This is a genomic window from Cognatishimia maritima (genome assembly GCF_900129685.1).
GTDB lineage: Bacteria > Pseudomonadota > Alphaproteobacteria > Rhodobacterales > Rhodobacteraceae > Cognatishimia > Cognatishimia maritima.
This window is the reverse complement of sequence record NZ_FQWM01000002.1, coordinates 161,166-175,045: the sequence shown is the minus strand read 5'-3', so window position 1 is coordinate 175,045 and position 13,880 is coordinate 161,166. Positions and strand designations below refer to the sequence as shown.

General features: G+C 55.9%; 11 protein-coding genes. 1 reads left to right on the top strand and 10 read right to left on the bottom strand.

Features of this window, described 5'->3' with window-relative positions; genetic code table 11:
* Position 1: 1 nt before the first annotated feature.
* From BUA39_RS06240 to leuC, 10 genes are all read right to left on the bottom strand, one after another.
* Complete coding sequence (locus tag BUA39_RS06240) at positions 2-931, bottom strand: ABC transporter permease (RefSeq protein ID WP_072792017.1); 930 nt, start codon at positions 929-931, stop codon at positions 2-4.
* A complete protein-coding gene (locus tag BUA39_RS06235; protein ID WP_072792016.1) occupies positions 928-1,860 on the bottom strand; it encodes an ABC transporter permease subunit in 933 nt (310 codons plus the stop codon). Before BUA39_RS06235 ends, BUA39_RS06240 begins: the two co-directional genes overlap by 4 nt.
* A 62-nt stretch (positions 1,861-1,922) precedes the next feature.
* On the bottom strand, positions 1,923-3,539 hold the full coding sequence (locus BUA39_RS06230) for a peptide ABC transporter substrate-binding protein (protein WP_072792014.1): 1,617 nt from the start codon (positions 3,537-3,539) through the stop codon (positions 1,923-1,925).
* 540 nt (positions 3,540-4,079) lie between these two features.
* Entirely contained in the window at positions 4,080-5,045 is a 966-nt protein-coding gene (locus BUA39_RS06225) for a DMT family transporter (RefSeq protein ID WP_072792013.1), read from the bottom strand.
* Positions 5,046-5,186: 141 nt separating this feature from the next.
* Positions 5,187-6,296, bottom strand: a complete 1,110-nt coding sequence (leuB, locus tag BUA39_RS06220) for a 3-isopropylmalate dehydrogenase (RefSeq protein ID WP_072792011.1) — start codon at positions 6,294-6,296, stop codon at positions 5,187-5,189.
* 95 nt (positions 6,297-6,391) lie between these two features.
* Positions 6,392-7,279, bottom strand: a complete 888-nt coding sequence (locus BUA39_RS06215; protein WP_423219935.1) for an endonuclease/exonuclease/phosphatase family protein — start codon at positions 7,277-7,279, stop codon at positions 6,392-6,394.
* 98 nt (positions 7,280-7,377) lie between these two features.
* On the bottom strand, positions 7,378-8,211 hold the full coding sequence (locus BUA39_RS16965; RefSeq protein WP_072792010.1) for a hypothetical protein: 834 nt from the start codon (positions 8,209-8,211) through the stop codon (positions 7,378-7,380).
* Positions 8,212-8,659: 448 nt separating this feature from the next.
* Entirely contained in the window at positions 8,660-9,265 is a 606-nt protein-coding gene (leuD, locus tag BUA39_RS06205; protein WP_072792008.1) for a 3-isopropylmalate dehydratase small subunit, read from the bottom strand.
* A 56-nt stretch (positions 9,266-9,321) separates the two neighbouring features.
* The gene (locus tag BUA39_RS06200) at positions 9,322-10,659 is read right to left on the bottom strand and encodes a glycosyltransferase family 4 protein (RefSeq protein WP_072792007.1); all 1,338 of its coding nucleotides are present in this window, start codon (positions 10,657-10,659) and stop codon (positions 9,322-9,324) included.
* 4 nt (positions 10,660-10,663) lie between these two features.
* The gene (gene leuC, locus BUA39_RS06195; RefSeq protein ID WP_072792005.1) at positions 10,664-12,067 is read right to left on the bottom strand and encodes a 3-isopropylmalate dehydratase large subunit; all 1,404 of its coding nucleotides are present in this window, start codon (positions 12,065-12,067) and stop codon (positions 10,664-10,666) included.
* Positions 12,068-12,318: 251 nt separating this feature from the next.
* Between leuC and BUA39_RS06190 the strand changes: the two genes are divergently transcribed.
* Positions 12,319-13,725 carry a mechanosensitive ion channel family protein gene (locus tag BUA39_RS06190; protein WP_084604769.1) on the top strand — a complete coding sequence of 469 codons (1,407 nt, stop codon included), beginning with the start codon at positions 12,319-12,321 and terminating at the stop codon, positions 13,723-13,725.
* Positions 13,726-13,880: the final 155 nt, after the last annotated feature.

Here is a 13,880-nt window from a genome sequence, read left to right as displayed (position 1 = left end):
TTTAGCGCTCCTTTGGATCAAGCGCGTCCCGAAGACCGTCGCCGATGTAGTAAAGAGAGACCTGCGCAATCACAAAGAAGGCGGCGGGATAGCCCAACTGCCAAAGCGTGCCAAAGGTCATGGTTTTTGCGCCTTCGGAAATCAGCGCGCCCCAGCTGGTGTTGGGCTCTTGGATGCCGACGCCCAAGAAGGACACGAGGCTTTCGTACATGATCATTTCCGGGATCGAGATCGACATGTAGATTACGATGACCCACAGCATATTGGGCAGGATGTGCTTAAAGATGATCTTTGCGTCGCTCATGCCCAGCATGCGCGCGGCGTCGATGAACTCTTTGTTCTTCAAGGTCTGCACCTGACCGCGCACGATCAGCAAACCAGCAGTCCAGTTGATGATGACCATGACAAGGATCATCTGTTCCAGTGACCGGCCAAAGAAGGCCTGCCAGACCACGAAGAAGATGATGTAGGGGATCGACAGGGTGATGTTGAAAGCACCCATAATGATCTGGTCGGTGCGACCGCCGTAGTAACCAGCGATGGCGCCCATGGTTGAGCCGATGCAGACGGCGAGGATGCCCGCCAGAAAGCCCACCAATAGCGAGACCCGAGAGCCCTGCACAACGCGGGCATAAAGATCACGGCCCAGCTCGTCGACGCCGAAATAGTGGCCGTTTTCCCAGTTTGGACCGCCTTGTTCTTTGATCTTGCCCAACAGGGACCAGTCGATCTCTTCATAAGACCATTGGGCAAAGACCTGACCAAAGGCAGCGAAGAGCGCCAGCAGGAAAAGCATGGTCAGAGAGACAACAGCCATCTTGTTCTTAAAGAACCGCATGCGTGCATCGACCCAGAACGACCGGCTGTTGATCATTTCTTCAGCGGCAGCCTCGGCATAGGCCGGGCTGTTCATTATTTTTCTGGTTCTCATTTCAGGCCACTCCGTACCTTTGGATCAATCCACGCGTAGACAAGGTCGACCATCAGTGTCAGCGCGAATGTCAGCACGGAATAGAGAATGGCGAGCCCGAGGATCACCGAATAGTCGCGGGTATAAGCCGCGTCGATAAAGTTCTGCCCGATGCCGCCGGTCGAAAAGAACACGTCAATAAAGACAGAGCCGGTGATCATGTAGACAAAAACCGGTCCCATGTAGGAAATCACCGGCAGCAGGGAGGGTTTCAGCGCGTGCCGCCACAGCACTGTGCGTTCAGGCAGGCCTTTGGCGCGGGCGGTGCGGATATAGGGCGCTGATAGGGTTTCCAGTAGCGAGCCACGGGTGAGGCGGGCGACCGAAGCCATATAGGACGTGCCAAGTGCGACGGCGGGCATGATCACGTAGGGCCATTGGCCCCCGTTCCAGCCGCCGCCGGGCAGCAAACCCCACGACAGCGTAAAAAGCAGCACCATGATTGGCGCGAGAACGAAGTTCGGGAAAATCTGCGAGAAAATCGCAAGACCGGTCATCACGTAATCCCAGAATGAATTGTGACGCAGCGCGGCGACCACACCCAATGGGATGCCTAGCACAAGCACAAAGACAGCCGAGAAGAAGCCGTAGGTCAGCGTCACCGGAAAGCCCTGCGCGATCAGGTCGTTCACGGTGCGGTCTTTTTGGGAAAAGCTGGGACCAAAGTCGAAATGGAAGAGAATGTTTTTGATGTAGGTCCAGAGCTGCACATAGAGCGGTTCGTCTAGGCCATAGCGTTCCAAAACGTTTTTCATCACTGCCGGGGGCAGAGGACGTTCCGATGTGAATGGGCCACCCGGCGCGAGGCGCATCAGGAAGAAACAGATCACGATCAGAATGAAAAGGGTCGGGATCACCGCCATCATGCGGCGCAAAGAATAATTGAGCATTGAAACCTCGTGAAACCCCGCCGCGCTGTCGCGGCGAGGTTGTTAGAGTCCAGACAGGAGGATCACTCCGCGACTTTATACATGTCCTTGGAGTAGTATTTTTGCTGAACGTTGTTCACTGGCCAGCCTTCGACATTGTCTTTCAACATCATGTTGGCTGAGTAGTGGTACACCGGAACAACCGGCATTTCATCCGCCAGGATTTGTTCGACCTCGGTGTAAAGCGGGCCGGGTGCCTGCGAGGATTTTGCCGAAGCCATCAGTTCATCCACACGCGCGTTGTTGTATTTCGCGTCGTTGTAGCCAGAGCTGCTGACCAGAAGGTCTAGGAAAGTCGAGGCTTCGTTATAGTCGCCGCACCATGCGCCACGGGCCATTTCAAAGTTCTGGTTGCCGCGGTTTTCCAAGAACACTTTCCATTCTTGGTTTTCCAGTGTGACGTCGACACCCAACTTCTGTTTCCACATCTGAGAGGCGACAATCGCAACCTGCTGGTGTGCCTCTGAGGTGTTGTAGAGGTAGGTGAAGGCCAGCGGTTCGCCGCCCTTGCCGTAGCCCGCTTCGGCCATCAGTTCCATCGCCATGGCATCACGCTCTGCCTGCGTCATGTCCGCGTAGTCGATGGATGGGACATCAAAGCCTGCGGTCGCTGCCGGGGTGAAGTTATAGGCCGGGAATTGGCCGCCTTGCAGAACCTGATCAACGATCACGTTGCGATCCAAAGCCAGCGCTAGTGCTTTGCGCACACGCACGTCCTGGAAGGCTTCTGGCCCGCTCGCGAGGTTATAGGAGAAGTAGTAGTTGCACAGACGCGGGACCGCGATGGCCTCGTTTGGCAGTTCTTCTTTCAGGGTTGGGTATTGGCCAGCCGGGATATCGGTTTTGTCCAATTCACCCGCGCGATACCGGGTCAGAGCCTGCGCATCGTCGCCAATGACCAGAGAGACAACTTTGTCCAGAACGGTGTTTTCATTGTCCCAATACATTGCGTTGCGTTCGCGCACGGTGCGTTCTTTTGGCACGTGTTCGGTCAGGACAAATGCGCCGTTGCCAACGATGTTTTCAGGACGAGTCCATTCGTTGCCATGCGCTTCGATCGCCCATTTTGGTGCCGGGAAAGTTGTCGCGTGGGCCACCATATCTGCAAAATATGGCAGCGGCTGGGACAGTTCGACGACCAGCGTGTGGTCATCGGATGCAGACACGCCCAATGCGTCTGGTCCCATTTCACCGGCGATGATTTCTGCGCCGTTTTTGATCGACATCAGTTCCATGTACCACGCATATGGCGACGCCAGTTCTGGGGTCACGGCGCGCTTCCATGCATAGACGAAATCATGCGCGGTCACTGGGTTGCCGTCCGACCATTTGGCATCTTGGCGCAGGGTGAATGTGTAGGTCATGTTGTCGTCAGAGACAGTGTGGCCCAGAGCGACACCTGGGACGCTTTTACCATTTCCGTCCTGGTTATAAAGACCTTCGAATAGGTCACGCACGATGCCAGACCCATCGGTGTCTTCCACCAGCTGTGGATCCACGGACGAGCTCTCGTCCAGCATGCGGTAGGTATAGGTTTGATCGTCCGCAAGCTTGGTGCCTGCTGGAACGTTCGCGGCAATTGCCTGAGACGACAGGGCTGTCGTCATCGTCAATGCCAGTGCATAGGTAAATATCTTCATAGTTTACTCCCCGTAGAAGATTGAAATTCGGACCTGCGCCTTGCGTTCTGTGACACCGTGGAATTGCACGGCCTTCTTCCGTCAGTTGCGCAGCGCTGAGTCTATTGATTGGGTCAGGATCGGTCCTTGCCTGCCTTTCGTTGATGAGGTGCAACAGCACGTGGAAGCAGGGCGACCGGGCCAAACGTCACTCAGATGCAAGATCCACCCCTCAACGTATCTTGCAACGGCCCGGTGCCTCCGCTTCCGTGAAAGGAGTATTCCGAGCAGCAGGCGATGTTGCAAATGCCACTTTTGCATAGGGTCATGTGAAGCGCGTATAGCGCGAACGAGGTGGCTTTATGGCGTTTCAAGCCACTGAATTATAACAATAAAGTTTGAAAATATTGCGCGCATGATCGCTGCGTCTGCTGGGCAAACAGCTTGTGTGCACCTGTTTCCGTCGCGTCAGGCGGGCATGTTGTTACGCAAGGCGCATCCCACCAGAGACGACTGTTTTGTCATCGATTCACACGTCGGATGGGTTGATTCCCTTGGAAATCACTCTTCGTCATGGCCATTTCGCAGCTTCAGAAACTGCGAAATGCGGAAGGCTCCGGGCGCGATGGCGCGTGACCGTGTGCGCAGAACAGGGGTGTTGGCAGAGTTGCCCGACAGTGCCTCGCGGAGAACGATATAGACACCGCTTAGGATAATGACACCCGCCCCGATAAGGGTCTGCCGGTCCGGAGTTTCAGCGAAGAAGATCAGACCGAAGATGGTCGCCCAAATGATCTGACTGTACTGCATCGGAGCGACAATCGCCGCCTCGCCCGCGCGGTAGGCTCCGATCAGCAGGAAGGTGGCGAAGAAGCCCATGACCGCAACCGCCCCAATCGCCGCGAAATCAATCAATGGCATGGGTTTGTAGACAAAGGCCAATGCCGCCCCCATCGTCACCAGAATGGCGAGGAAAGGATAGAGCATCATAACGACCTGGCTTTCCTTGTTGCCGATCTTGCGCGCGATGACGGATTGGAACGCTGAAAATAAGGCGGCGCTGAACCCGGCAATATGCCCTAAGGACAAGGGTTCGGCACCCGGTCGCACAACAATCAAGACACCTATCAAGCCAAGCACAACGGCCGCCGCACGATGCACACCGACACGTTCCCCCAACATAGGGATCGACATGACGGTGATCAGCAACGGAACTGTAAAGAGGATCGCGTAGACCTGCGTCATTGGCAGGACAGAAAAGGCGTAGAACCCGCAGGTGCCGCCCCCCACCATGGATATCGAGCGGGCTGCAACCCACCATGGGTGATGCGGGCGCAGATCGGTACGCTTGCCGCGTCCGATGATCATCAGTGTCAGCAGCGGAAAGGACAACAGGCTCGCGAAAAACAGCACCTGCATGGGTGCATAGATCCCGCCGAGGTAACGCACAATCACGTCATGGCTGGCATAGACAGAGAACGCCGCCAGTGAAAGCAGGGCTGCTTTGGTGTTGTTAGTCTGTGTCATGCCGGGTCCGGGTTTATAGAGAGCGCTAACATCTGGCCTAGCATATGAAACCAATGCTGCAAGCGACAAGTCTGCATAGCAGATATGACAAGACCGGCACGAGGGGCGCGCCGGTCTGTGATGTGTTTGCTTTTTAGGCGGTTACGCCAATGAGGCATCCAGAGCAGCCAAAATCGCGTCGCCCATCTGAGCCGTGCTGACAGGCTGCGCATCGCTTGCCTGCATCAGATCGCCAGTGCGCACCCCATCGGCCAGAACTTTTTCAACGGCTGTCTCAAGGCGGGTCGCTTCATCGCCCTGATCAAAGCTATAGCGCAACGCCATGGCGAAGCTGAGAATACAAGCGCATGGGTTGGCCTTGCCTTGACCTGCAATGTCAGGGGCCGAGCCATGCACCGGCTCATAAAGTGCTTTTGGCCGGCCATTTTCCATTGGCGCACCCAAGGATGCGGATGGCAGCATGCCCAAAGAGCCGGTCAACATGGCCGCGCAGTCAGACAGGATGTCGCCAAAGAGGTTGTCGGTCAGGATGACGTCGAACTGCTTTGGTGCACGCACCAACTGCATCGCGCCGTTGTCGGCATACATGTGTGAGAGTTCCACGTCGGAATAGGATTCCTTGTGCACGCGCTCAACAACTTCGCGCCACAGAATACCGGATTCCATCACGTTGGCTTTTTCCATCGACACAACTTTATTGTTACGACGGCGTGCCAGTTCAAAGGCAGAGCGCGCAACGCGGTCGATCTCGGCTTCCGTATAACGCTGTGTGTTGATGCCGACGCGCTGCCCGTCTTCTTCGAAAATGCCGCGTGGTTCGCCGAAGTAGGACCCAGAGGTCAACTCGCGCACGATCATAATGTCGAGGCCGGAAACGATGTCGCGCTTCAAGGAAGAGAAGTCCGCCAGCGCGTCAAAACATTGTGCTGGGCGCAGGTTCGCAAAAAGGTCCATCTCTTTGCGCAGGCGCAGCAGGCCGCGTTCTGGCTTCACCGAGAAATCAAGATTGTCATAAGCCGGGCCACCTACCGCGCCCAGAAGAACCGCATCCGCCGCCTGTGCTTTGGCCATGGTGTCATCATGCAGCGGGGTGCCGTGCGCGTCATAGGCCGCGCCGCCGACGAGGTCTTCGTCTACGTCGAATTTCAGACCGCGTTTGTCGCCGTACCAGCTAATGATGCGGCGGACCTGAGCCATAACTTCCTGTCCAATGCCATCGCCGGGCAGGATCAGCAGCGAGGGGTTGCTCATCTTCGTTCATCCTTCAAAAATTTGCTTGTCGCTGCCTAGCTTCTGCCGTCAGAAAGATCAAGAAACGAAGGGTATTTGCGCAGGAAAGTTGCGCCTTAGTCTGGGATTTCGACATCGATCCAAATCAAGCGGTGTCGACTATGGGTTTGATCGGGCCTAAGGGCTGGGTCTGCGGAGTGCCCTTTGGCTGAAACGTTAAGTTGGCTGGACGGCAAAAGATACGCTAGCCGCAATTTGCCGACCGAGTCGAATGCCGCTGTATGATGATCCTCGGATGGGCCAGTCGCAAACGGGTCTTGTAAACGCGGATCGCTTAAGAGCGTCGAAAGGGTTTCTTTGTGCCCCTCACCTCGGATCGGATCAATGTTCAACTGGGATGCGATGACAAATGGGGCGTTGTCCCGGGTGCCAAAGGTTCCGTCTAGGTACTGCAGCCAAAACAGGTTCTCAGCCGCATTCCGGTGACCGTTTCGGTCTTCGGGGCCGTCAAACACAGGGGGTGTCGCGTGGTGGGTGAGGACCCACAGTGGACCTGCAGCGGTCTCAATCGGCACTGCGGCCATGAAAACAGAGGCCAACCTTTGCGTCGCAATGGCTTCGGGTGGCAGAAGCTTCTCTAGTAGCTTTGGGCTTGCAATGTCTTTCCAGAGCAGCGCGTGAAACTCCTGTACGGCGTCTTCATCAATCGGAAGCCGAGACAAAATCGCGATGCTTCCTTGCCCCGGAAAGCGCCCATAACCCTGCGTGTCGCGGGGGCCGCCGGTTTTGCCATCTGCGTCCATATCAATGCCCATCGGCAGGCCGGTGTTTGACGGCGGCACATAGGCGTAGGGCATGTCAGTGCCGACTTGTTTGAGCTGGGTTTGCAGGGCATGCACCGCCGCCCCTTTGAGGTCCCAGTCCATGTCCTGCAGCACCAAGACATCTGGCTGATGCGTTGCAATGGTGCGCGTCACGTTTGCGACCTGAGGCGACGGGGCCAAAATGTCGCGCAGCAGCAAACCCGGACCCTTTTGCGAAAGGTCAGTATTGTAGTTGGCAATGCGAATTGTTTCAGTAGAGGCGGCAGTCGCGAGGGCGATCAGACAGGCTGCAATCCCTGCGCCACGGCATAGGCGCGCTTGCGGTTGGCGTCGATCATGGCCGCGATGCGGATCATCGCGATGCCGCGCATGACCAAACCAGCCGGGAAGAACGCCCATATTGCCACCATCCAAATCAACGTCTGCGGATTGGTCAGCGCCGATGGCGCGACAATATCCGAGATCGCCTTAAAAAACGCTGGAAAGAAGAATGGCAGGGTGAGCCCTAATGCTACGTTAAGACGCCCATCACGTGTCAGCCGGGGCAGAACATCGCCGCCCACGGTGGGGTCAAAGAGGGGCAAGTTGACCCAAACGTTAAACGCCCCATTGCGCGCGGGCCAATCCAACACGCGGACGAGGAAATAAAAGACGATCAGGCTGATCAAGGAAAACACATAAGCCGTGCCTGCCGCCATGCGCACCAGATCAACTGCGGCGAATTCCTCGCTGACCGGAACGGTCAAGGTCACCAATCGAACCGGAGAAAATGGAAAGTCCAGCATCCCGCCTGCCAGTGTCGCGACGGAGGTCAGCAGGCCATTCAGAACATTCGGTTCGCTCGCATTGCGGACAACAGAGGCAATTGCAAAAACGGTGATCAGGACAGCAACGTAGCGCAGCCGGTTAAACGGCGGGGCGTAGCGGAATTCGATGATGCTGGGATAAGTCGCATAATATTCAATGAACACCAGAACAGCGGCGAAAAACGCAATCAGCAGAACAATCGGAGATGAATCAGAATGCGCACTGGGCAGTAGGATTGCCGGGAGGGCAACCAGAAATGCAACCAGAATGGCGCGTGTGATCGCGCTTATGAATTGTGTGAGCACTGCTCTTTTCCCTTCAAACTGGACCGCCACGATTCGATGCCGCGTGCTGTTTCCAACTTGAGATCCTGCCAAATTTGACAGGTCTGCCTCATTCTTGCCTTAATCGTGCCGTGTTTTCGCCCAACGCTCAAGCGTTTTGACGGCGCGCAGCCCTCAAGGTGCCGAAAAACGACAAAAAGTGGTGCGCGAATGCACCAAAATTGCGATTTCCCCCAATACATTGCGACGCACCTTCGTGAAAAATGTGCCTGAATGTCAGTCGAGCTCAGACAATACCCAGAATACGGCTGCAATACGGCCCGTGATGTGGCCGAAATAAGTCTTTGTTAACCACGTTAGGAAGATCGATGGCTGCGCGTCCGATTGTTGACGAGGTGCCGCAAGTGCCAGTTTAGAAAAAAGAAAGCCGCCCGTTGGGGCGGCTTGCAAATTCGCGATGTGATGGGCCTTAGACCCAAGGACGCTCTGCAGAGGCTTTCGCTTCAAACGCATCAATGGCGGCTTTTTTCTGCATGGTCTGACCGATGTCGTCCAGACCTTCCAGCAGGCAGTGCTTGCGGTGCGCATCGACGTCAAACTTGATGACTTCGCCATCAGAGGTGGTGATTTCCTGCGCTTCCAGATCAACAGTCATCCGCGCGTTTTCACCTTTTTCTGCGTCAGACATCAGCAGATCAACTTGCTCTTGTGGCAGGACAATCGGCAGGATGCCGTTCTTGAAGCAGTTGTTAAAGAAGATGTCAGCGAACGACGTAGACACAACACATTTGATGCCAAAGTCTGCAATCGCCCAAGGCGCGTGCTCACGCGATGAACCACAACCAAAGTTGTCGCCTGCGATTAGGATCTCGGCATTGCGGTATTGAGGTTTGTTCAGCACGAAATCTTCGATTTCTGTGCCGTCTCGGTTGTAACGCATTTCGTCAAAGAGGTTCTTGCCAAAGCCGGTGCGGGCGATGGATTTCAGAAAGACCTTCGGGATGATCATATCGGTGTCGATATTGACCAAAGGCATTGGCGCTGCGACGCCGGTCAGTGTTGTAAACTTGTCCATAATGTAAGTCTCCTCAGAGTGGACGGTTTATGGAGTCCGGTATGTATGGCTTTGGGTCACGCGGTGCTCGCCAGTTTGGCGATGTGACCCGAAAGAGGTTCTGGTTTCGGTGTGCCGAGCAGCGCCCAGTCATAGACTTGGCGCAGCTGGCGCGCTTTGGCGGACCAGGTGAAATGGTCCTGAATGGTTGTCCGAGCGGCCTGCGCCATCGGCGCTAGCTGGCTTGGTGTCTGACAAATGCTGTCAAGCGTCTCGCGGAACTTGGCGACGATCTGATCTCTGGTGCCCATCGGCACTTTGAAACCTGTCTCATCCGTGACCAGTTCTGCCGGACCTGCGTAATCGCAGATCACGGGAACCAATCCCAAGGCCATGGCTTCCAGAACTACACCGCCACCGAACTCTCGGATCGACGGGAAGGTCAGAAGATCCGCGTTGCGCGCAACGTCCTGAACCTTTTGGTGTTCGACCCATCCATGGAAGGTCACAGCATCTGCAACTCCCAAGGTTTGAGCCTGTTCTTTCAGCGCAGCGAGTTCCGGGCCATCCCCAAGCACATCCAATGTCATGCGGCCATCCTCCAGCATTGGCTGGGCGGCCTCAATCAACATATCGCAGCCTTTGTAAGGCACGAGCCGACCTATGAAACATCCCCTGACGGGGCCGTTTTCATATGGAACAGCAGGTTGATTGAACCTTTGTGGGTCCACGGCATTTTCCGGGATGAAGATCGTTTTGCCCTGTAGGGCTTCAGGGATCTCTGATCCGGTATGACGGGAACCAACAATGATGACCTTGGCATTGTTCAGTGTCTGACGACGGAATGGGTTGAGCTTATAGACATCGCGTACAAATGACAGGAACTCTCGCTCCTTCACCTGTGCGGCAACGAATTCCTTTGGCCAAGGGACGCCGCCATTCAGCGGCCCCATGACAAAAGGCACCCCGGCTTTGCGGCATTTACGCGCCAGAAGGCTATTGGCGGTCGGTGACAAGGGCGTCACGCGATGCACCAGATCGTATTTACCGCCTTTGATATCCGCGCCGAACTGTTTCCAGACCGCGCGTTCAAAGACCGGGTAAAGCAGGCTTTCAATCAAGCGTACCGTGGTCCAACCCCGGTTTGCCCCCATGCGCAGGCGTTCTGCCAGCTTATGGCCCGCTTTTGCCGCCCATTCCGTGTCGATGGCTGTGAACTCATCCCCTTCGGTCAGCCCCGCGCGCAGGATCGCGTCGCGGTTTCTAACCTGGGTGACAAGATGCACGTCAGCAACCTCTCGCAAAGCTTGCGAGAGGGACCAGCCCACCAAAGGCACGCTCACCCACTCGGGGTTTGCGGCCTCGGCGATCACTAAGACACGCGGTCTTTGTGGATGGCTGGCGCCGTCAGACATTTGCTTAGCTCAGCTCGCGGATGTCAGTCAGCTTGCCGGTCAGCGCTGCCGCTGCCGCCATCGCTGGGGACACAAGGTGTGTACGCCCTTTGTAACCCTGACGACCTTCGAAGTTCCGGTTAGAGGTTGCTGCGCAACGTTCCCCTTCGCTCAGTTGGTCTGGGTTCATTGCCAGACACATGGAGCAACCGGCCAGACGCCATTCAAAGCCGGACTCTTGGAAAATTTCCGCCAGACCTTCTTCTTCGGCCTGTGCACGCACCAGACCAGAGCCCGGAACGATCATCGCACGCATGCCGTCTTTGATCTTTTTGCCTTTGACCACTTCAGCAACGGCACGCAGGTCTTCGATACGACCGTTGGTGCAGGAGCCGATGAAGACAGTGTCGATTTCGATGTCGGTCAGTTTCTGACCCGGTGTCAGACCCATGTATTCGATGGAGCGGCGTGCCGCCTCGACCTTGCCGCCCGTAAAGTCCTCTGGATGAGGCACGACGCCGGTGATGGGCAGAACGTCCTCTGGAGAGGTGCCCCAAGTCACAACCGGCTGAATGTCTTCGCCTTTCAAGGTCACAACTTTATCGAAGTGTGCGCCTTCGTCGGTAAAGAGCGTCTTCCAGTAGTCAAGCGCTTGCTCGAATTGCGCGCCTTTCGGGGCGTGGGGGCGGCCTTTGACATATTCGAAGGTCGTTTCGTCCGGTGCGATAAGACCTGCACGTGCGCCGCCTTCGATCGCCATGTTGCAGACGGTCATACGACCTTCCATCGAGAGATCACGGATCGCTTCACCGGTGTATTCGATCACATAGCCAGTACCGCCTGCGGTGCCAGTTTCGCCGATCACAGCCAAAGTGATGTCTTTCGCGGTCACACCCGGCTTCAGTTTGCCGGTGATCTCGACCTTCATGTTCTTGGACTTCTTCTGGATCAGCGTCTGCGTCGCCAGAACGTGCTCAACCTCAGATGTACCAATGCCGTGTGCCAATGCACCGAAAGCACCATGGGTCGCGGTGTGGCTGTCGCCGCACACAACGGTCATGCCCGGCAGGGTCCAGCCTTGCTCTGGGCCAACGATATGCACGATGCCCTGACGCACGTCAGACACCGGGTAATAATGCACGCCGAATTCCTTGGCGTTTTTGTCCAGCGCCTCAACCTGAATGCGGCTTTCTTCGTTGTCGATGCCTTTGGCACGGTCCAGCGTGGTCGGCACGTTGTGATCCGGAACCGCGATGGTTTTTTCGGGCGCATGCACTTTGCGACCGGACATGCGCAGACCTTCGAAGGCCTGCGGGCTAGTCACTTCGTGGACCAGATGGCGGTCGATATAAAGCAGGCAAGTGCCGTCTTCGGCCTCATGCGCAACATGTGCGTCCCAGATTTTGTCATAGAGTGTTTTGGGGGACATGGGTCCTCTCCGTTTTGATGAAATATGCGAAATGGCTTAAATGCGGGCGTGCGTCGGCACGCCGTGCCCTCATAGGGCGGCGATGACAGTTTTGTTCTGACCAAAGAAGCGCCAAGGCAAAAAGGCGTGGTCAGCAATGTCATAGATGCGTTTCATGCGAATTCAGATAGCGGGAGTCGCTGTCTACCGCAAGGGAAATGCCTTGTTATTCGCGCCTTGCTCGTGTCACGATTGGGCAAGGAATGAGGCGCATGGCAGAACACGAGAGCAAAGTCGAAGACATCAAGGGCGAAACGCCAACAGAGGCGGCGGTGCCAGCGGATGCGTTGCCCGAACAGGCGACAACAGATATCGCGCTTGGCCTTTGGGATCAGACCTTTACCTTCCTAGAAGGTCTGATGCGGCCTTGGAACGCGTATCAAGTTGGCATCGCCCTTTTACTTGTTGCAATTTCTTTTGGGCTTAAACGCGTATTCAGTCCTCGCCTGCATGAATGGATGCGCACGCGCGAGGGCTGGCCGAAGTGGCGCTATCGCTACATGTTGCTGATACAGCGTCGGATGGCTTTGATCTTTTTTGTGATCCTGATTTGGATCACCGTCTTCGTCATGCGCGAGGTCACGTGGCCAAGTCGTTCATATCTGCTGGGCGTGTTTGCGAATCTTGCGGCAGCTTGGCTGATTATCGCTTTGGTCACGCGCTTGGTTCAAAACAATTTCCTACGTGGGTTGCTGCGATATGGGGCATGGGCGTGGGTGACGCTGGTTCTGATCGGCTTTAGTGATGAATTCCAGCAGCTTCTGGACGCCGCAGCCTTTGATATTGGCAGCTTCCGCCTGTCACTATGGACGGTATTACAAGCCGGCGTGATGCTGGGGGTGACGTTTGCGGTGGCACGCTTTGTGTCGGCTACGACGGCGTCGAGCATCCGCAGCAACGAAGATATCAGCCCCTCCATGCAAGTGCTGGTTATCAAGTTCTTGCAGGTGCTGCTCTACGGAGCGGCCCTGTTCACTGGATTGAAGATCGTTGGCGTTGACCTTACTGGGCTTGCCGTTCTGTCAGGTGCCATCGGTGTTGGCCTTGGTTTCGGTCTGCAAAAGGTTGTTTCAAACCTTGTCTCAGGCATCATCATATTGCTTGATAAGTCGATCAAACCCGGCGATGTGATCTCGCTTGGCGAGACCTTTGGCTGGATCAACTCGCTGGGCGCGCGCTATGTTTCTGTGGTGACACGGGATGGCAAGGAATACCTGATCCCGAACGAAGACCTGATCACCGGGCAGGTCGTGAACTGGTCCCACTCCAACGACTTTGTGCGCCTAGATATCTTTTTTGGTACGGCTTACGGGGACGACCCGCATCAAGTGCGCGAGGTCGCGATCGAGGCAGCGAAGGGGGTCGACCGGGTTCTGTCAACGCCGAAGGCGCCGGTCTGTCACATCGTTGGTTTTGGCGACAGTTCGGTGGACTATATTCTGCGGTTCTGGATCAAGGACCCGACCGGCGGGCTGACCAATATTCGCGGCAATGTGTATCTGGCGCTGTGGGATGCCTTTAAAGAATCGGGTGTTAATTTCCCATTCCCACAACGCGAAGTGCGTATTTTGGGGGACGAACCCAAAGAATTCGTCACGCAAGAGACTGAAGAGAAATAGTGGTCAGAGCAATAAAAAGGCCCAAAGCGGCGGCAAAATTATCGCGCCAAAGATATTCCGCTTGCGTTTGACTAGAATTTCACCCAACCGGTGTTATCTTGAATATAGGCCCCGCGCCGGGGCGATGCGGCGCGTTGCAAGGAGGGCAGATCTCT